14 protein-coding genes and 4 tRNA genes are annotated in these 18,344 nt (G+C 27.2%); 6 read left to right on the forward strand and 12 right to left on the reverse strand.

Annotated features, from left to right (window positions below; translation table 11 throughout):
- The first annotated feature begins 144 nt into the window (after nt 1–144).
- From thiC to thiH, 6 genes are read left to right on the forward strand one after another with little or no spacing between them, the layout of a single operon-like run.
- Complete coding sequence (gene thiC / locus AB4W62_RS00150; RefSeq protein ID WP_367679944.1) at nt 145–1,989, forward strand: phosphomethylpyrimidine synthase ThiC; 1,845 nt, start codon at nt 145–147, stop codon at nt 1,987–1,989.
- 54 nt (nt 1,990–2,043) lie between these two features.
- The gene (gene thiE / locus AB4W62_RS00155; RefSeq protein WP_367679945.1) at nt 2,044–2,673 is read left to right on the forward strand and encodes a thiamine phosphate synthase; all 630 of its coding nucleotides are present in this window, start codon (nt 2,044–2,046) and stop codon (nt 2,671–2,673) included.
- Nucleotide 2,674: 1 nt separating this feature from the next.
- Complete coding sequence (locus AB4W62_RS00160; RefSeq protein ID WP_367679946.1) at nt 2,675–3,439, forward strand: ThiF family adenylyltransferase; 765 nt, start codon at nt 2,675–2,677, stop codon at nt 3,437–3,439.
- Nucleotides 3,420–3,620: a sulfur carrier protein ThiS gene (thiS, locus tag AB4W62_RS00165; RefSeq protein WP_367679947.1), complete on the forward strand. Its 201-nt coding sequence runs from the start codon at nt 3,420–3,422 to the stop codon at nt 3,618–3,620. Before AB4W62_RS00160 ends, thiS begins: the two co-directional genes overlap by 20 nt.
- A 4-nt stretch (nt 3,621–3,624) precedes the next feature.
- The gene (locus AB4W62_RS00170; protein WP_367679948.1) at nt 3,625–4,395 is read left to right on the forward strand and encodes a thiazole synthase; all 771 of its coding nucleotides are present in this window, start codon (nt 3,625–3,627) and stop codon (nt 4,393–4,395) included.
- A 6-nt stretch (nt 4,396–4,401) separates the two neighbouring features.
- Complete coding sequence (gene thiH / locus AB4W62_RS00175; RefSeq protein ID WP_367679949.1) at nt 4,402–5,550, forward strand: 2-iminoacetate synthase ThiH; 1,149 nt, start codon at nt 4,402–4,404, stop codon at nt 5,548–5,550.
- 81 nt (nt 5,551–5,631) lie between these two features.
- Here thiH and rpoC read toward each other — a convergent pair whose 3' ends face one another.
- The 12 genes from rpoC to AB4W62_RS00235 all read right to left on the reverse strand — a co-directional run bounded on the left by rpoC (nt 5,632) and on the right by AB4W62_RS00235 (nt 18,174).
- Nucleotides 5,632–9,855 (reverse strand): DNA-directed RNA polymerase subunit beta', encoded by a 4,224-nt coding sequence (gene rpoC, locus AB4W62_RS00180; RefSeq protein ID WP_367679950.1) that lies wholly within the window; start codon nt 9,853–9,855, stop codon nt 5,632–5,634.
- 51 nt (nt 9,856–9,906) lie between these two features.
- Nucleotides 9,907–13,932 (reverse strand): DNA-directed RNA polymerase subunit beta, encoded by a 4,026-nt coding sequence (rpoB, locus tag AB4W62_RS00185; protein ID WP_367679951.1) that lies wholly within the window; start codon nt 13,930–13,932, stop codon nt 9,907–9,909.
- A gap of 229 nt (nt 13,933–14,161) precedes the next feature.
- Complete coding sequence (gene rplL / locus AB4W62_RS00190; RefSeq protein ID WP_367679952.1) at nt 14,162–14,530, reverse strand: 50S ribosomal protein L7/L12; 369 nt, start codon at nt 14,528–14,530, stop codon at nt 14,162–14,164.
- Between the two features lie 93 nt (nt 14,531–14,623).
- Nucleotides 14,624–15,109, reverse strand: coding sequence for a 50S ribosomal protein L10 (gene rplJ, locus AB4W62_RS00195; RefSeq protein WP_367679953.1), 486 nt, complete (start codon nt 15,107–15,109; stop codon nt 14,624–14,626).
- Between the two features lie 269 nt (nt 15,110–15,378).
- A complete protein-coding gene (rplA, locus tag AB4W62_RS00200) occupies nt 15,379–16,080 on the reverse strand; it encodes a 50S ribosomal protein L1 (RefSeq protein ID WP_367679954.1) in 702 nt (233 codons plus the stop codon).
- Nucleotides 16,081–16,087: 7 nt separating this feature from the next.
- On the reverse strand, nt 16,088–16,516 hold the full coding sequence (gene rplK, locus AB4W62_RS00205) for a 50S ribosomal protein L11 (protein WP_367679955.1): 429 nt from the start codon (nt 16,514–16,516) through the stop codon (nt 16,088–16,090).
- Nucleotides 16,517–16,583: 67 nt separating this feature from the next.
- Nucleotides 16,584–17,129, reverse strand: a complete 546-nt coding sequence (gene nusG, locus AB4W62_RS00210; RefSeq protein WP_367679956.1) for a transcription termination/antitermination protein NusG — start codon at nt 17,127–17,129, stop codon at nt 16,584–16,586.
- A gap of 1 nt (nt 17,130) precedes the next feature.
- A complete protein-coding gene (gene secE / locus AB4W62_RS00215) occupies nt 17,131–17,511 on the reverse strand; it encodes a preprotein translocase subunit SecE (RefSeq protein WP_367679957.1) in 381 nt (126 codons plus the stop codon).
- Nucleotides 17,512–17,790: 279 nt separating this feature from the next.
- A tRNA-Thr gene (locus AB4W62_RS00220) sits at nt 17,791–17,863 on the reverse strand.
- A gap of 6 nt (nt 17,864–17,869) precedes the next feature.
- Nucleotides 17,870–17,944 (reverse strand) — tRNA-Gly (locus AB4W62_RS00225).
- A gap of 60 nt (nt 17,945–18,004) precedes the next feature.
- Nucleotides 18,005–18,086, reverse strand: a tRNA-Tyr gene (locus AB4W62_RS00230).
- Between the two features lie 15 nt (nt 18,087–18,101).
- A tRNA-Thr gene (locus AB4W62_RS00235) sits at nt 18,102–18,174 on the reverse strand.
- Between the last annotated feature and the right edge of the window lie 170 nt (nt 18,175–18,344).

Below are 18,344 nucleotides of genomic sequence, written 5' to 3' on the forward strand. Positions count from 1 at the left end.
TAAATTAATATTTTGTTATTTTAAATAAAAATCAAAAATTCATCATAGTATAATTATATTGACTTTAAAAGTTTTTAAAAAATTAAATTTTGTAAAAAAATATATAAGCATTATTATTTTTATTAAAAAAAAATAGAGAAAAAAATGAACATTATTAAAAATAAAAAACGATATCTTGCTAGAAAAGAAGCAAAAAAATTTGTTAATACGATTAAGAGTATTAATTTTCCAAATTCTGAACGTGTTTATATTTCTGATAATAAAAAAAAATTATCTGTTCCTATGAAGAAAATTAATTTAACTATTAACTCTAATGATCAGAGTTCAGTTAAATTTGATAAATCAAAACAAAAAAAAGATTTTATCTTAACTTATGATACGTCTGGTCCTTATGGCGATAATACAAAAAAAATTGATATATATCAGGGAATAAAAAAAACAAGAGAAGAATGGATTAATTTTAGAAATGATAGTATTTCATATACTAAAAAAATTACAAGTAATTGTTTAAATGAAAAAACAAAAATTTCTTCTACTTTAAACTCTAATACTTTTAGAAAAGTAAAACCTAAATTTGGTTTAACTCAGATGTATTATGCTAAAAAAGGAATTATCACTTCAGAAATGGAATTTGTTGCTATTAGAGAAAATTTAAATCAACAGGAAATGATTGATAAACGCATGAATCAACAACATTCTGGAAATAATTTTAAAAATCAACAATATATAAAAATTACACCTGAATTTGTTCGTAATCAAATAGCTTTGGGTCGTGCAATAATTCCGGCTAATATTAACCATCCTGAATCTGAACCTATGATTATAGGTAGAGATTTTTTAGTGAAGATAAATGCTAATATCGGAAATTCTTCAATTTCCTCTTCTATAGAAGAAGAAATTGAAAAATTAGTTTGGGCAACAGTTTGGGGGGCCGATACCGTTATGGATTTATCAACAGGAAGATATATTAAAGAAATTAGAGAATATATATTAAGAAATAGTCCTGTTCCAATAGGAACAGTACCAATATATGAAGCATTAGAACGGGTTAATGGAGTACCAGAGCATTTAACATGGAATATATTTAAAGAAACTATTATTGATCAAGCTAAACAAGGTGTAGATTACTTTACAATTCATGCTGGATTATTATTAAATCATATTTCTATGACATCTAATAGATTAACAGGAATTGTTTCTAGAGGAGGATCAATTATCGCTAAATGGTGTTTATTTCATCAAAAAGAAAATTTTTTATTTACTCATTTTGATGAAATATGCAAAATATGTTCTGAATACGATGTTTCAATTTCTTTAGGAGATGGATTAAGACCAGGATCAATTTATGATGCAAATGATAAGGCACAATTTTCTGAATTAAAAGAATTAGGAAATTTAACTAAAATAGCTTGGAAAAGAAATGTACAAGTAATGATAGAAGGACCTGGTCATGTACCTATGCAAATGATTAAAGAAAATATGTTAAAACAAATTAAATACTGTCAAGATGCTCCATTTTATACATTAGGACCATTAGTAACAGATATTGCTCCTGGATATGATCATATTACTTCAGGGATTGGAGCAGCATTAATAGGTTGGTTTGGTTGTGCCATGTTATGTTATGTAACCCCTAAAGAACATTTAGGATTACCTAATAAAGAAGATGTAAAAGCAGGTTTGATTGCTTATAAAATAGCAGCGCATGCGGCTGATTTAGCAAAAGGACATCCAGGTGCTCAGATCAGAGATAATGCTTTATCTAAAGCACGTTTTGAATTTAGATGGGAAGATCAGTTTAATTTGTCTATCGACCCTAATACAGCTAGACTCTTACATGATGAAAGTATACCCAATAAATCAGGAAAAACAGCGCATTTTTGTTCTATGTGTGGGCCTAAATTTTGTTCTATGAAAATTAGTCAAGAAATTAGAAAAAATTCTATTTCATCCAATCCTAATAATATAAAAAAAAATGATAGTAATTAATTGCTTATTTTTAATAAAACAAAAAAATATTTTTTTAACTTTTGGAATAAAATTTTGAAAAATTTTCCAATCATTACAAGAAAAATAGGTTTATATCCTATTGTAGATAGTATTAGTTGGATTAAAAAACTATCTAAATTTAATATTAAAAATATTCAACTTAGAATTAAAAAAAAAACTGATATTGAAGTAGAAAAAATAATAATAACAGCAATAAAATTTTCTAAAAAAAATAACTTTAATTTATACATTAATGATTATTGGAAATTAGCAATAAAACATGGAGCTTATGGGATTCATTTAGGTCAAGAAGATTTAAAAAAATCTGATCTTAAATTAATTTTATATTCTAAAATAAAGTTTGGAATTTCCACAAGAAATGAAAATGAATTTAACCAAGCTATTGTACTTCGACCTTCTTATATAGCAATTGGGCATATCTTTCCTACTGGAAGCAAAAAAATGAAAAGTATGCCTCAAGGATTGAAAATAATTAAAAAATACGTTCAAAAAAAAGATTCTATTCCTATAGTTGTAATTGGAGGTATTACATTAAAGCGTTTGCCATTAGTTTTGAACTTTAATATAGATGGTGTTTCTTTAATTAGTGCTATAACAAAATCTGAAAATTGGAAATTTAGTATTTTAAAATTTTTAAAAATAATTAGAAAATATTGGAAATAATATGTTAAATGATAATGACCTTTTGCGTTATAGCCGACACTTATTGTTAAAAGAAGTAGGAATTGAAGGACAAGAAAAAATCCAAAGAAGTAAAGTTTTAATTATAGGATTAGGAGGATTAGGATCTATTGTTGCTATGTATTTATTATCTTCAGGAATAAATACTTTATTTATTTCTGATGGAGATATTTTAGAGTTAAGTGACTTGCAGAGACAAATTATATATGATTCGGATCAATTAGGAAAATTAAAATCTAAGTTAGCTAAAAAACGCTTAATAAAAATGAATCCTAATTGTAAAGTTACAGCTATATCAAAATATCTTAATGAAAAAAATATTTATTCTTTTATTAAGAAGGTGGATATAGTTTTAGATTGTACTGATAATTTAAAAACAAGAAGAATAATTAATAAATTTTGTGTAAAAGGAAACAAACCTTTATTAATTGCTTCAGCAATAGGATTTAAAGGACAATTAATAGTTATTAAACCTCCTTGGAAATTTGGATGCTATTCATGTTTATGGCCAGAAAATATTAAAGAAAATAATAATTGTGAATCATTAGGAATATTTTCTCCTATAACTGGAATAATAGGATTGTTCCAAGTTTTGGAGACTTTAAAATTAATTTTAAATAAAAAATCTTCAATAAATGGAAAAATTCAATTATTTAATGGTTTGGATTTATCTATTAATCAAATAAATTTAAAAAAAGATATTTTTTGTTCAATATGCAGAGGAAAAAATGAAAATTACAGTAAATGAAAAAGAACTGATAATTACGTCTTCATTAATTCTTTCAGAATTAATTGAACAATTTCCAATATATTTAAAAAATTCCGCTATATCTGTAAATAATAATATTATTCCTAAAAAAAATTGGAAAAAGTATACTTTAAAAAATAATGATAAAATTATTCTTTTTCATATTATTGCAGGGGGTTAGTAGAATGTTAAAAATATCAAATGAAAAATTTCGTTCGAGACTATTATTGGGAACGGGAAAATTTTCAAGTTCAGCTATAATGTTAGAATCAGTTAAAAAATCTGAAACAGAAATAATAACATTAGCTATTGCAAGAATTGATCTTAATAAAAAACAAGAAAATTTTTTAAATCCTCTTAAAAAATTAAATGTAAAATTTTTACCTAATACTTCTGGAGCAAAAAGTTCTGAAGAAGCTGTTTTTGCAGCAATGTTAGCTAGAGAAGCACTAAATACAAATTGGATTAAGTTAGAAATTCATCCTGATACTAATTATTTAATGCCTGATCCTATAGAAACATTAAAAGCTGCAGAATTATTAGTAAAAAAAAATTTTGTAGTGTTGCCATATTGTAGTGCGGATTTGGTTTTATGTAAAAGATTAGAGGAAGTAGGTTGTGCAGCAGTTATGCCTATTGGTGCTCCAATTGGAAGTAATAAAGGATTACAAACTATCGATATGTTAAAAATTATTATTGAACAATCTAATGTTCCTGTAATAGTTGATGCAGGAATTGGTGCTCCTAGTGATGCTAGTAAAGCTATAGAAATTGGAGCAGATGCTGTTTTAGTTAATACAGCAATTGCTGTATCTAATAATCCTGTTACTATGGCTAAATCTTTTTGTCTTTCAGTAAAAGCCGGTTATTTAGCTAGAAAAGCTAAATTACCTATAAAAAAGAAGTATGGTGAAGCCACCAGCCCCTTGACATCTTTTTTGATGAACAAGAGATAAAAAATTATGAAAAACAACTTTACTCAAGAATGGAAAACTTATAATTGGGAAAAAATTGTTAAAAGTATTCAATCTAAAAATAATTCAGACATAAAAAAAGCATTATCTTCTGAGAAAGTGAATTCAGAAACTATAATGTCATTATTATCTCCTTCTGCTAATTATTATATTGAAGAAATAGCACAAAGAGCAAAAAAATTAACACGCCAAAGATTTGGTAATATTGTTTCTTTATATATACCTTTATATATTTCAAATTTATGTTCTAATGCTTGCTCTTATTGCGGTTTTTCTGTTTTAAATAATATTAAAAGAAAAACTTTAACTACTAAAGAAATATTAGAAGAATGCAAATCAATTAAAGAATTAGGATTTGATAAAATATTATTAGTTAGTGGAGAACATGAAAAGAAAGTTGGAATGGATTATTTTAGAAAAAATTTACCTATAGTAAGAAAAAAATTTAGCACTCTGACTATAGAATTTCAACCATTTTCTGTTAAAAACTATAAAGAATTAAAAACAATAGGTGTGGATGGAGTTCTTGTATATCAAGAAACATATAATTATAAATCATATTTACAACACCATTTAAAAGGAAAAAAAAGAGATTTTTTTTTTAGGTTAAACGCCCTTGAAAGAGTGGGTGACGCTAAGATAAATAATATAGGAATAGGAGTGTTATTAGGTTTATCAGATAGTTGGAGAGCAGACTGCTATTTTATGGCAATGCATCTTTTATTTCTTAAAAAAAAATATTGGAGAAGCAATTTTTCAGTTTCTTTTCCTCGTATACAGCCTTGTATGGGTGGAATTTTATCAAAAAATTTTATTAATGATCAAGAATTATTTCAATTGATTTGTGTTTTTAGGTTATTTTTTCCAGATGTAGAATTTTCTTTATCTACACGGGAAGATTCTATATTTAGAGATAATGTTATTCCCATTGCAATTAATTCTATAAGTGCTTATTCTAAAACATATCCGGGGGGGTATTCAAAAGTATCAAATAATAAAAAAATAAAAAAATTAAAACAATTTGAAGTTAAAGATATTAGAACTCCAAAAGAAATAGAAAAAATGATAAAAAAATTGGGATTACAACCCATCTGGAAAGATTGGGATTACTATTTAGGGAAAAAATGTAATATTTAAGTTTAAAAAATTTTTTTATTCAAGAATATCTATTTTTTTAAGATATTCTTGAATATTTTATAAAAAATTAACCGAATTATATTAATTTACTGTTAGTTCAGAATTTAAAAGTTCTGATAAATTTGCAGATGCTTCTTCAACAGTAATTTTTGATTGATTAGATACATCTGTTTTTTCTAAAGATTCTTTTCTATTACTTCTATTTTGGTGATAAGCATATCCAGTTCCAGCTGGAATTAATCTGCCAACAATAACATTCTCTTTTAACCCTCTTAACTCATCTCTCTTTCCTGCTACTGCTGCTTCAGTTAGTACTCTAGTAGTTTCTTGAAAAGATGCTGCAGAAATAAATGATTCTGTTGCTAAAGATGCTTTAGTGATTCCTAATAAATCTCTTAAAAAAGAAGCAGGTTTTTTTCCTTTTTTAATCAGTTTTTCGTTGGCTATTTTTATTCTTGAATATTCTACTTGTTCTCCTATTAAAAAATCCGAATTTCCAGAATTAAGAATAGTGGCTTTTCTTAACATTTGTCTTATTATTACTTCAATATGTTTGTCATTTATTTTCACTCCTTGAAGACGATAAACATCTTGAACTTCATTAACAATATATCGAGTAACTGATTGTACCCCTCTTAATCTAAGAATATCATGAGGAGATTCTGGACCATCTGATATTACATCTCCTTTCTCCACCCTTTCTCCTTCGAAAACATTTAATTGACGCCATTTGGGAATCATTTCTTCATATAAATTTTCATCGTTCATAGGATTAATAATTAATCTTCTTTTTCCTTTGGTTTCTTTTCCAAAAGAAACTAATCCACTGATTTCTGCTAGAATAGCCAGTTCTTTCGGTTTTCTAGCTTCAAAAAGATCAGCAACTCTAGGTAATCCTCCTGTAATATCTTTTGTACCCCCAGATTCCTGAGGTATTCTAGCTAAGGTATCTCCAGAACTAATTTCAGTTAAATTTTCTAATTGTACAATAGCTTTTCCAGGTAAAAAATATTGTGCTGGAACATCAGTACCTGGAATAAGTATATCTTTTCCATATGAATCTATAATTTTTAAAGATGGTCTTAAATCTTTACCTAAAGCAATTCTTTCAGAGATATCTAATACAACTATAGAAGAAAGACCGGTTAATTCATCGGTTTGTCTAATAATACTTTGTCCTTCTATCATGTCAATAAATTGAACAAATCCTTTTACTTCACTAATTACCGGAATCGTATGAGGATCCCATATAGCAACAGTTTCTCCGGATTTAACTTTTTTTCCATTTCCTTTAGTAAGGATCGTCCCATAGGGAACTTTATAACTTTCTTTTGTTCGTCCAAAAGAATCAATCATGTTTAATTCAACATTTCTAGATAAAATAATAATTTGTCCTTTAGAATTCATAATAGATTTTGCATTATTTAGTCTAATAGTTCCTTCATTTTTTACTTGAATATTGGACTCAGCCGCAACTCTTGAAGCAGCTCCTCCAATATGAAAGGTTCGCATAGTTAATTGAGTACCTGGTTCTCCAATAGACTGAGCAGCAATAACGCCAATAGCTTCTCCTTTATTTACTAAATTTCCCCTAGCAAGGTCTCTTCCATAGCAATTTGCACAGACTCCAAAACTCGTATTGCAATGTACTACTGATCTAACCTTGACGTTGTCTATAGAATTTTCTTCTAAAATATTACACCATTGTTCGTTTAATAACGTATTTCTAGGAATCAGGATACTTATGGAATTAGGTTTTAAAACATTTTCAGCGGTAACTCTGCCTAGAACTCGTTCTCTTAAAGGTTCTTTAACATCTCCTCCTTCTATAACAGGAGTCATGATAATTCCTTTATTTGTATTACAATCGTTTTGTGTTACAACTAAATCTTGAGCTACGTCAACTAGACGGCGAGTTAAATATCCAGAATTAGCCGTTTTTAAAGCAGTATCTGCTAATCCCTTTCTTGCTCCATGTGTAGAAATAAAATATTGTAATACATTTAATCCTTCACGGAAATTAGCAGTGATTGGTGTTTCAATAATTGAACCGTCTGGTTTTGCCATTAGTCCTCTCATTCCTGCTAATTGTCTAATTTGAGCTGCTGATCCTCTTGCTCCTGAATCTGCCATCATAAATATGCTATTAAAAGATTTTTGTATTTTTCTTTTCCCTTTTTTATCTATTGTAAATTCTGTAGATAAATTTTTCATCATTGCTTTAGAAACACGTTCATTAGCAGCAGCCCATATATCTATTACTTTATTATATCTTTCTCCTAAAGTTACTAATCCGGATTGGAATTGATCCTGTATTTCTACAACTTCTTTTTCTGCTTCTGTAATAATTTCTATTTTTTCATCAGGTATCACCATATCATCAATTCCAACTGATGCTCCAGATCTAGCAGCATAAGAAAAACCAGTATACATAATTTGATCAGCAAAATTAACAGTATCTTTTATACCTAAAATTCTATAACAAGTATTTAACATTTCAGAAATACTTTTTTTCCCTAATGTTTTATTAACAATACTAAAAGAAAGACCTTTTGGAACTATCATCCATAAAATAGATCTTCCAATAGTTGTATTTATAATTTTTTTACTTTTGATAAATTGATTATTTTCAATTTTTTTATATTCTGTAATTCTTACTTTAACAGATGCATGTAAGTTAACTAAACCTAAATAATAGATTCTTTCTGCTTCTTTGGGGTTACTTAATAACATTCCCTCCCCCTTTCCATTAATAGTTTTTCTAGTCATATAATACAATCCTAGTACTACATCTTGAGAAGGAACTATAATTGGATCCCCATTTGCTGGAGAAAGAATATTGTTGGTGGACATCATTAATGCTTTTGCTTCTAATTGAGCTTCCAATGTTAAAGGAACGTGTACTGCCATCTGATCTCCATCAAAATCAGCATTATATGCGGCACAGACTAAAGGATGTAGTTGTATAGCTTTTCCTTCAATTAAAATTGGCTCAAATGCTTGAATTCCTAATCTATGTAAAGTGGGTGCTCGATTTAATAAAACAGGATGTTCTTTAATAACTTCATCTAGAATATCCCATACAATAGGCTCTTCTCGTTCAACCATTTTTTTTGCTGATTTTATTGTAGTTGCTAAACCTCTGACTTCTAATTTTCCATAAATAAATGGTTTGAATAATTCTAAAGCCATTTTTTTAGGCAAGCCACATTGATGTAAACGAAGATATGGACCAACAGTAATAACTGATCTTCCGGAATAATCAACTCTTTTTCCCAGCAAGTTTTGTCTAAATCTACCTTGTTTCCCTTTAATCATATCAGCTAATGATTTAAGAGGTCTTTTATTTGATCCCGTTATAGCTCTACCTCTTCTTCCGTTATCTAATAGAGCATCTACAGCTTCCTGTAACATTCTTTTTTCGTTTCTAACAATTATATCGGGAGCTGATAGTTCTAATAGACGTTTTAATCGATTATTTCTATTAATTACACGACGATACAAATCATTTAAGTCAGAAGTAGCAAATCTTCCACCATCTAAAGGAACGAGTGGGCGGAGATCAGGAGGTAGTACAGGAAGAACAGTTAAAATCATCCATTCTGGTTTATTGTTAGATAGAATGAATGATTCTATTAACTTAATTCTTTTTGTAATTTTTTTTCTTTTGGTTTCCGAATTTGTATCTTGCAGTTCCTGTCTTAAATTTTCGCATTCTTCCTTTAAATTCATATGAATTAAAAGTTCTTGTATAGCTTCAGCTCCCATTTTTGCATTAAACTCATCTCCAAATTCTTCTATAGCATCTAGATATTGCTCTTCTGTTAAAATTTGTTTTTTTTCGAGATTAGTCATTCCACTATCAATTACAACATAAGACTCAAAGTATAAAACTCTTTCTATATCTCTTAGTGGCATATCTAATAAAAGACCAATTCTAGAAGGAAGAGATTTTAAAAACCAAATGTGAGCTGTTGGAGAAGACAATTCAATATGTCCCATTCTATCTCTGCGAACTTTACTTTGAGTAACTTCTACTCCACATTTTTCACAAATAACACCTCTGTGTTTTAATCGTTTATATTTTCCACATAGACATTCGTAATCTTTAACAGGACCAAATATTCTAGCACAAAATAAACCATCTCTTTCTGGTTTAAAGGTTCTATAATTTATTGTTTCTGGTTTTTTTACTTCTCCAAAAGACCAAGAACGAATCATATCAGGTGCTGCTAAAGCAATTTTTATTGCATCAAATTCTTCTGTTTTAGTTTGTGATTTTAAAAATTTTAATAAATCTTTCACGGATTGATTCCCGTTGAGGTAAAGAGTTGCAGTGTTAGCAATTAATATATTTTATTTTTCTTCTAATTCTATATTAATTCCTAATGATCTAATCTCTTTTAACAGTACATTAAAAGATTCCGGCATTCCAGGTTCCATTTGATGATTGCCATCAACTATATTCTTATACATTTTAGTTCTTCCATTAACATCATCAGATTTTACGGTTAACATTTCCTGTAAAGTATAAGAAGCTCCATAAGCTTCTAGCGCCCATACTTCCATTTCTCCAAAACGTTGCCCACCAAATTGAGCCTTTCCACCTAATGGTTGTTGTGTAATTAAACTATAAGATCCTGTAGATCGCGCATGCATTTTATCATCAACTAAATGATTTAATTTAAGCATATACATATATCCGACTGTTACCGGTCTTTCAAATTTTTCTCCTGTTCTTCCATCAAATAAATTAATTTGGCCTGAAGCAGGTAAATCAGCTAATAATAGTAATGCTTTTATTTCAGTTTCAGTAGCTCCATCAAATACTGGAGTAGCAATTGGCATACCTTCTTTTAAATTTTTTGCTAAAGAAAATATTTCTTCATCTGTAAATAAGTCTAAATTTACTTTTTGTCTAACATTATCTCCTAAATCAAATACTTTTTGTAAAAAAATTTTTATCTTTTCTACTTTTTTTTTCTTTTTTAGTAAAGAATTAATTTTTTCACCTATTCCCTTAGCGGCCATTCCTAAGTGGGTTTCTAAAATTTGACCTATATTCATTCTAGAAGGCACTCCTAATGGATTTAAAACAATATCCACTGGAATTCCATTTTTATCATAAGGCATATCTTCTATAGGATTAATTTTTGAAATCACACCTTTATTTCCATGCCTTCCTGCCATTTTATCCCCAGGTTGTATCTGTCTTTTAACAGCTAAATATACTTTTACTATTTTTAAAATTCCTGGAGCTAAATCATCTCCTTGAGTTATTTTTTTTCTTTTTTCTTCTATTTTTTTTTCAAATTTTCTTTTTAATTCATAATATTGATCAAATAATTTTGTTAGTTGTTCTTTTTTTTCCTTTATAGAAAAATTTAATAATTCTTCATGGGATAATTTATTAATACTTTCTTTTGAAAATCCAGAGGATATTAATAAATTTTTAATTCTATTAAATAATCCAAATTCAAAAATTTTAAATTCTTCAGTTAAGTCTTTTTTAACATTTTTTAAATGCATTTCTTCAATTTCTAATGTTCTTTTATCTTTTTTAATTCCATCTCTAGTAAAAATTTGAACATCTATAATTGTTCCTGAAATTCCATTGGGAACTCTTAAAGAAGAGTCTTTTACATCAGATGCTTTTTCTCCAAAAATAGCGCGTAATAGTTTTTCTTCTGGTGTAAGTTGAGTTTCCCCTTTAGGTGTAACTTTTCCAACTAAAATATCTCCATCTGTTACTTCTGCTCCAATATATACTATTCCAGATTCGTCTAATTTAGATAATGCAGATTCTCCAACATTAGGTATATCTGAAGTAATTTCTTCTATTCCTAATTTAGTATCTCTAGATATACAAGAAAGTTCTTGAATATGAATAGTAGTAAATCGATCTTCTTGAACTACTTTTTCTGATATTAAAATGGAGTCTTCGAAATTATATCCGTTCCAAGGCATAAAAGCTACTCGCATATTTTGGCCTAACGCTAATTCTCCAAGATCTGTAGATGGACCATCAGCTAACACATCTTTTTTTTTCACAATTTCATTAGGCTGAACACATGGTATTTGATTAATACAAGTGTTTTGGTTTGATCGAGTGTATTTAGTTAGATTATATATATCTATACCAGCTTCATCTGAGACTGTTTCCGATTCATTTACTTTGATAACTATTCTAGATGCATCTACATATTCGACTAACCCACCTCTTTTTGCAACGATAGTAACTCCAGAATCTACAGCAACAGCTCTTTCCATCCCAGTTCCTACTAAAGGTTTATCTGATTTTAATGTTGGAATAGCTTGTCTTTGCATGTTAGCTCCCATGAGAGCTCTATTAGCATCATCGTGTTCTAAAAAAGGAATAAGAGATGCTCCAACAGAAACAATTTGTTGAGTAGAAACGTCCATATAGTCTACTTTATTTCTATGAAATAAACCGGATTCTCCTTTATTTCTACATGTAACTAATTCTTCTAAAAAATTTCCGTTTTTATCTAAATTTGTATTAGCCTGCGCAATAATAAAATCTCCTTCTTCAATAGCCGATAGATATTGAATTTTATTAGTTACAGTAGAGTTTTTAACTTTCCGATAAGGTGTTTCTAAAAATCCGTATTCATTAGCATGAGCATATACAGATAAAGAGTTAATTAAACCGATATTAGGGCCTTCAGGAGTTTCTATAGGACAAACTCTTCCATAATGAGTAGGATGAACATCTCTAACTTCAAATCCAGCTCTTTCTCTAGTTAAACCTCCTACTCCGAGTGCAGAAATTCTTCTTTTGTGTGTAATTTCTGATAAAGGATTGTTTTGGTCCATAAATTGAGATAATTGACTTGATCCAAAGAATTCTTTTACAGCAGCCGAAATTGGTTTAGCATTGATAATATCTTGCGGCATCAAAGTTTCTAAATCTCCAAGCGACAATCTATCTTTTACTGCTCTTTCTACTCTAACTAATCCTATTCTAAATTGATTTTCTGCCATTTCTCCAATAGATCGAATTCTTCTATTTCCCAAATGATCTATATCATCCACTTCTCCTCTTCCATTTCGGATGTTAATTAATTTTTTAATAACATCTACAATATCTGATTTTTTTAATGTATTAGGTCCAAATATCTCTTTTCTATATAAGGAGCAATTAAATTTCATTCTTCCAACAGAAGATAAGTCATATCTATCTTCCGAAAAAAATAAGTTTGAAAATAAAGTTTCTGCTGCTTCTTTTGTAGGAGGTTCTCCTGGACGCATCATTCTATAAATTTCTATTAAAGCACTATTTTTATCAACTGTAGAGTCAATTTTTAAAGTTTCCGAAATGTAAGGACCATGATCTAAATCATTAGTAAATAATGTTTCAATTTTTTTAAAACCTGCAAGTTTTATTTTTTCAAATATCTCAAAAGTAAGTTCTGTGTTAGCTAAAGCTATAATTTCACCAGTGGAAACATTGAAATAATTTTTTGATAAAATTTTTCCTATGATATATTCAGCAGGAACTTGTAAACTTTCAACTTTATTATCAATTAATCTTTTTATATGATTAGCAGTTACTCTTCTTCCTTTTTCTACATATAATATATTATTATTGCAGGTTATATTAAATGAAGCTGTTTCTCCTCTTAATCTTTCAGGTATTAATTGCATTTCAATTTTTTTATCTTTGATAAGATATATATTAGTTTTAAAAAAAATATTTAATATATCTTCAGAAGTATAGTTTAAAGCTTTTAATATAATTGTTACGGGTAATTTTCTTCTTCTATCGATTCGAACAAATAAATGATCTTTAGGATCAAATTCAAAATCTAACCAAGAACCTCTATAAGGAATAATTCTTGCGTTATATAATACTTTTCCAGAAGAATGAGTTTTTCCTTTATCACTATCGAAAAATACTCCAGGGCTTCGATGCAGTTGAGAAACTATAACTCTTTCTGTTCCATTAATAATAAATGTTCCATTATCTGTCATTAAAGGAATTTCTCCCATATATACTTCTTGTTCTTTTATATCTTTTATAATCGATTTAAAAGTATCTTTTTCATAGATTATTAATCGTAATTTAACTCGTAGAGGAGCGGAATATGTTGTACCTCGAATATGACATTCTTTTACATCAAAAACAATTTTTCCTAAACGATATCCCACGTATTGAAGTTCAGCATTTCCATTATAACCTTTGATTGGAAAAACTGACCGAAATGCTGCTTCTAGTCCATAAATTCCCTTTTTATCTTTTTTAATAAATTTCTTAAAAGAGTTTATTTGTATAGAAAGAAGATAAGGTATTTCTAACACTTTTGGACGTTTTCCAAAATCTTTTCGAATTCTTTTTTTTTCGGTATAAGAGTAAACCATGGAGTTCCTCAACTAACTAAAGGTCAAGCTTTTTCTTATTGAGAAAAGTTATTGTTTTTTTCTTGTTATATTTTATATATATGGTGAATAACATTTTTATAAGAAAGAATTTTTATATAAATAATATCAATATATTTTAAAAAGCTGGTGATTATTATCTCACCAGCTAACAATATTGATTTAATTTTTATTAAAAGTATTCTTATATACTATAAAATAAGATTTATATTTATTTGATTTCAATTTCAGCACCAGCATCTTCTAAAACTTTTTTTAAAGATAAAGAATCATTTTTGTTAAGATTTTCTTTAATTACAACAGGAGCAGATTCTACAAGATCTTTTGCTTCTTTTAAACCTAATCCAGTAGCACTACGCGCAGCCTTAATAACTGCAATTTTATTTTTTCCTATAGATTTTAAAAAAACATTAAATTCTGTTTTTTCTTCCGTATTAGATGTATTTTGATTATTTCCAGAGTTATTTTGAGAAGCGGCAGAGACATTAAATTTTTTTTCCATATCAGAAATAAGATCAATTACATTAGTAACTGACATATCAGCGATAGCTTCTATAATTTGTTCTTTTGTAATAGGCATGAAAGTTTTTTTCCTGAAATAAATTTAGACACTGTTTATATAATATTCAAAATTAGCTGAATTTATTTACAAAGTAATTAATTTTAAAAGAAATTACTTGTCTTTTATAGCGATCAAAGTTCTAAGAAGTTTACCTAGAGTTATTTCTTGCATAATTTTAATTATATAAATTATACTTTCTTTGTATGTTGGCATAGCTGCGAGTTGATCAATTTTTGAAGAAGATAATGATTTAGATTTTAAAGCAGCTCCAATAATTTGAAAATTTTTATTTTCCATTGAAAATTTTTTAAAAATTCTAGCAGCACTTCCTGGATGTTCCATAGAAAAAGCAATTAATATAGGTCCTGATAATTTTTTTTTTAAACATTCAAATTGGGTTCCTTTAAATGCTAATTTTAATAAATTATTTCGAACTACATTAAAAATAATTCCATTTTTTCTTGATTTTTTTCTAAGATAATTAATTTTATTTGCAATTATTCCCCTAGAATCTGCAATTATTGCTGATAATGCTAAATTTGCAGTTTTATGCATATTCGCAACAATTGTTTTTTTTTTCTGAAGGTTTAATCCCATTTATTTTATACTCCTAGATTTTTAATACAAAAAATAATTTAATTTAGAGTTTTTTTAAATTAAAAAGATAACGAATATGTTATACTTTAATACTTATGTTTTTAGTATAATTTATAATAAATAAAAAAAATTTATTTTGTTTATATAAAAATATAAAAAATAATTTTAATTATTAAAAATAATCATTTTAATTTAATTAAAATTATATATTTTTTATATGTAAAAATTATAAAAATGTTATTTAATTGTATTAATTAGAATAATTAATATTAATCAATTATAGTTTTTAAGCTAGATAGATCTATCATTATACTTCCGCCCATAGAACTCGATAAAGTGATTTTTTTAAAAAATGTTCCTTTAGATTGCTTTGGTTTTAATTTTTTTAATGATTCTAAAAATTTAAATAAATTTTCTTTTATATTATTTGTAGAAAAATTTACTTTTCCAATAGCGGTATGTATAATTCCATTTTTATCATTTCGAAATCGTATTTGACCTTTTTTAGCATTTTTTACTGCATTAAATATATCTTCGGTAATAGTACCTGATTTCGGATTAGGCATTAGTCCTTTAGGGCCTAAAATCGATCCTATCGAAGTTAATTTATCCATACTTTCAGGGGAAGCAATTGCAATATCAAAGTTTACCCCTTCTAGTTTTATTCTTTCAATTAAATCGTCTAAACCAAAAAAATCTGCTCCGGCTAACTTTGCTTGTTCAATATGAACTCCTTGAGCGAATACAGCTACTTTAATTAACTTTCCAATACCATTTGGTAAAATAGTAGATCCTCGCACATTTTGATCTGATTTTTTAGGATTTATATTTAAATTAACAGCTACATCTATAGTTTCTAAAAATTTAACTGTTGATAATTTTTTTAATTTTTTAATAGCTAGATCTGCTTTAAGAATATCTTTTTTATTAATTTTTTCCTTAATTTTTTTCATTCTTTTGCTAATAAACATGTATTACTTACTCCGTAATTACTAGACCCATTGATTTTGCTGTACCTTCAATTGATTTACTTATCTTATCAATATTAGAACCAGTCATATCGATTTCTTTAATCTTCGCAATTTCTTTTATTTGTAGTCTACTAATATTTCCTACTGTTTCAGTTTTTGCTTTTCCTGACCCTGATTTAATTCCAGAAAATTTTTTTAATAAGACAGAAGCGGGTGGTGTTTTAGTAATGAAAGTAAAAGATCGATCTGAATATACTGTTACAATTACAGGTATTGGCATTCCTTTTTCTATATTAGCAGTTTTCTCATTAAATAATTTACAAAACTCCATAATATTTACTCCTTTTTGACCTAATGCAGGTCCAATGGGAGGACTTGGTGTTGCCATTCCTGCAGATACTTGTAATTTTATGTATGATTGTATTTTTTTTGCCATTTTTAATTTTCTCTAGTTAATAAAATATCAATATTTTATTAAGCATAACTATAATAATCTATTGAGATTAATTTTTTTCAACTTGTGAAAAATCTAGCTCTACTGGTGTTGCTCTTCCAAAAATTGATACCGATACTTTTAATCTATTTTTTTCATAATCTACTGTTTCTACAACTCCATTAAAATCTGAAAATGGCCCATTTTTAACTCTAACTATTTCTCCAGGATCAAAAATAGTTTTAGGTCTTGGTTTGTTTTCAACTTTCTTAACTTTATCAATTATAATTTTTACTTCTTTATCACTAATAGGAGAAGGTTTTTCAGAAGTACCTCCTACAAATCCCATAACTTTAGGAACATTTTTTATTAAATGCCAGCTTAAACTGGTCATTTGCATATGTATAAGTATATATCCAGGGAAAAATTTATATTCACTTTTTTTTCTTTTCCCTTTTTTTATTTCAACAACTTCTTCTGAAGGAACCATAATTTCATCAAATAAATTATTCATTTTTTTTAATTCAATATGTTCCTTAATGGAATTTACGACTTTGGATTCTAATCCTGAAAATGTTTGTAACACATACCATTTTTTATTTTTCTTTTTATCCATTTTATATTCTCATTTTTGTAATTATTGAAATAATATAAAATAAGATATTATCTAACCCCCATACTATAATTGATGTCAAAAAAGTTACTAGTATTATAACAATAGTGGTATAGAGAGTTTCTCTTTTTGTTGGATAAACAACTTTTTTTATTTCTATAAAAGCTTCTTTTATTAAAGAAAGTAATTTTTTTCCTTTTCTTGTAAATTGAACCAATATAATTGTTATTATTAATAAAAGAAAAAAGTTTGTTATATATTTAAATATATATGTTTTTTTTAGAAAAAAATTATTTAAAATTAGTAGAAATAATGAGATTAATATTGTAAAGCATTTTACATATTCCGTAACAATTTTTTTTTTAGAACAGTTAGTATGTTTCATAAAACATCTCAAAAAAGTTTTTTAAAATATTAAAATAATTTAATTTAAATTAAATTTATAAAAAATTAATTTGAATGTAATTTTTTATTTTTGATAGAATTTAAAATTCTTTTATTTATTTTTTTTTAAATATTTTATAAAAAAATATTTTTTCTATAAGGTTTAATTATAATTCAAAAGGTATGTTTTCTAACAGTATTTTTTTTAGGACATATAAGAAATGAAAATCAGAAATATTTTTTTTGAATTTATATATTTTTTTTAAAATAGTTTTGCTTTTGCTGATACCCAGGATTGAACTGGGGACCTCACCCTTACCAAGGGTGCGCTCTACCAACTGAGCCATACCAGCTTTTTTTGGAGCGGACATCGGGAATCGAACCCGAATCTTCAGCTTGGAAGGCTGAGGTAATAACCTTTATACCATGTCCGCCTTTAAAAGTTTAATATTTATATAATTTAAAAAAATAAATACTATTTAATATATTTTTTTTGGTGGGAGAAGGATTCGAACCTTCGAAGTCGATGACGGCAGATTTACAGTCTGCTCCCTTTAACCACTCGGGAATCCCACCTAATATAATAGTTAATGCCGGCTACCGGAATCGAACTGGTGACCTACTGATTACAAGTCAGTCGCTCTACCTTCTGAGCTAAGCCGGCTAATACTTACTATAATACGTATAGAACTGTTCTTATGCAATAAAAAAATTAAATTTATTAATAATTTTTTTGACAAAAAAATAAAAGATATATTTTTTATTTTTAAAAAATAATTATAAGAAAAATTTTTATAAAACAACTTTTTTTTAATTTTAATAATTTTTTTAAAA

This window comes from Buchnera aphidicola (Mindarus abietinus), assembly GCF_964059085.1.
Classification (GTDB): Bacteria; Pseudomonadota; Gammaproteobacteria; order Enterobacterales; family Enterobacteriaceae; genus Buchnera_A; species Buchnera_A aphidicola_C.

Coding starts and splice junctions, on each gene's coding strand:
- thiC (WP_367679944.1), top strand. CDS start 145: ATGAACATTATTAAAAATAAAAAACGATATCTTGCTAGAAAAGAAGCA.
- AB4W62_RS00160 (WP_367679946.1), top strand. CDS start 2,675: ATGTTAAATGATAATGACCTTTTGCGTTATAGCCGACACTTATTGTTA.
- thiS (WP_367679947.1), top strand. CDS start 3,420: ATGAAAATTACAGTAAATGAAAAAGAACTGATAATTACGTCTTCATTA.
- AB4W62_RS00170 (WP_367679948.1), top strand. CDS start 3,625: ATGTTAAAAATATCAAATGAAAAATTTCGTTCGAGACTATTATTGGGA.
- thiH (WP_367679949.1), top strand. CDS start 4,402: ATGAAAAACAACTTTACTCAAGAATGGAAAACTTATAATTGGGAAAAA.
- rpoB (WP_367679951.1), bottom strand. CDS start 13,932: ATGGTTTACTCTTATACCGAAAAAAAAAGAATTCGAAAAGATTTTGGA.
- rplL (WP_367679952.1), bottom strand. CDS start 14,530: ATGCCTATTACAAAAGAACAAATTATAGAAGCTATCGCTGATATGTCA.
- rplJ (WP_367679953.1), bottom strand. CDS start 15,109: ATGGGATTAAACCTTCAGAAAAAAAAAACAATTGTTGCGAATATGCAT.
- rplA (WP_367679954.1), bottom strand. CDS start 16,080: ATGTTTATTAGCAAAAGAATGAAAAAAATTAAGGAAAAAATTAATAAA.
- rplK (WP_367679955.1), bottom strand. CDS start 16,516: ATGGCAAAAAAAATACAATCATACATAAAATTACAAGTATCTGCAGGA.
- nusG (WP_367679956.1), bottom strand. CDS start 17,129: ATGGATAAAAAGAAAAATAAAAAATGGTATGTGTTACAAACATTTTCA.
- secE (WP_367679957.1), bottom strand. CDS start 17,511: ATGAAACATACTAACTGTTCTAAAAAAAAAATTGTTACGGAATATGTA.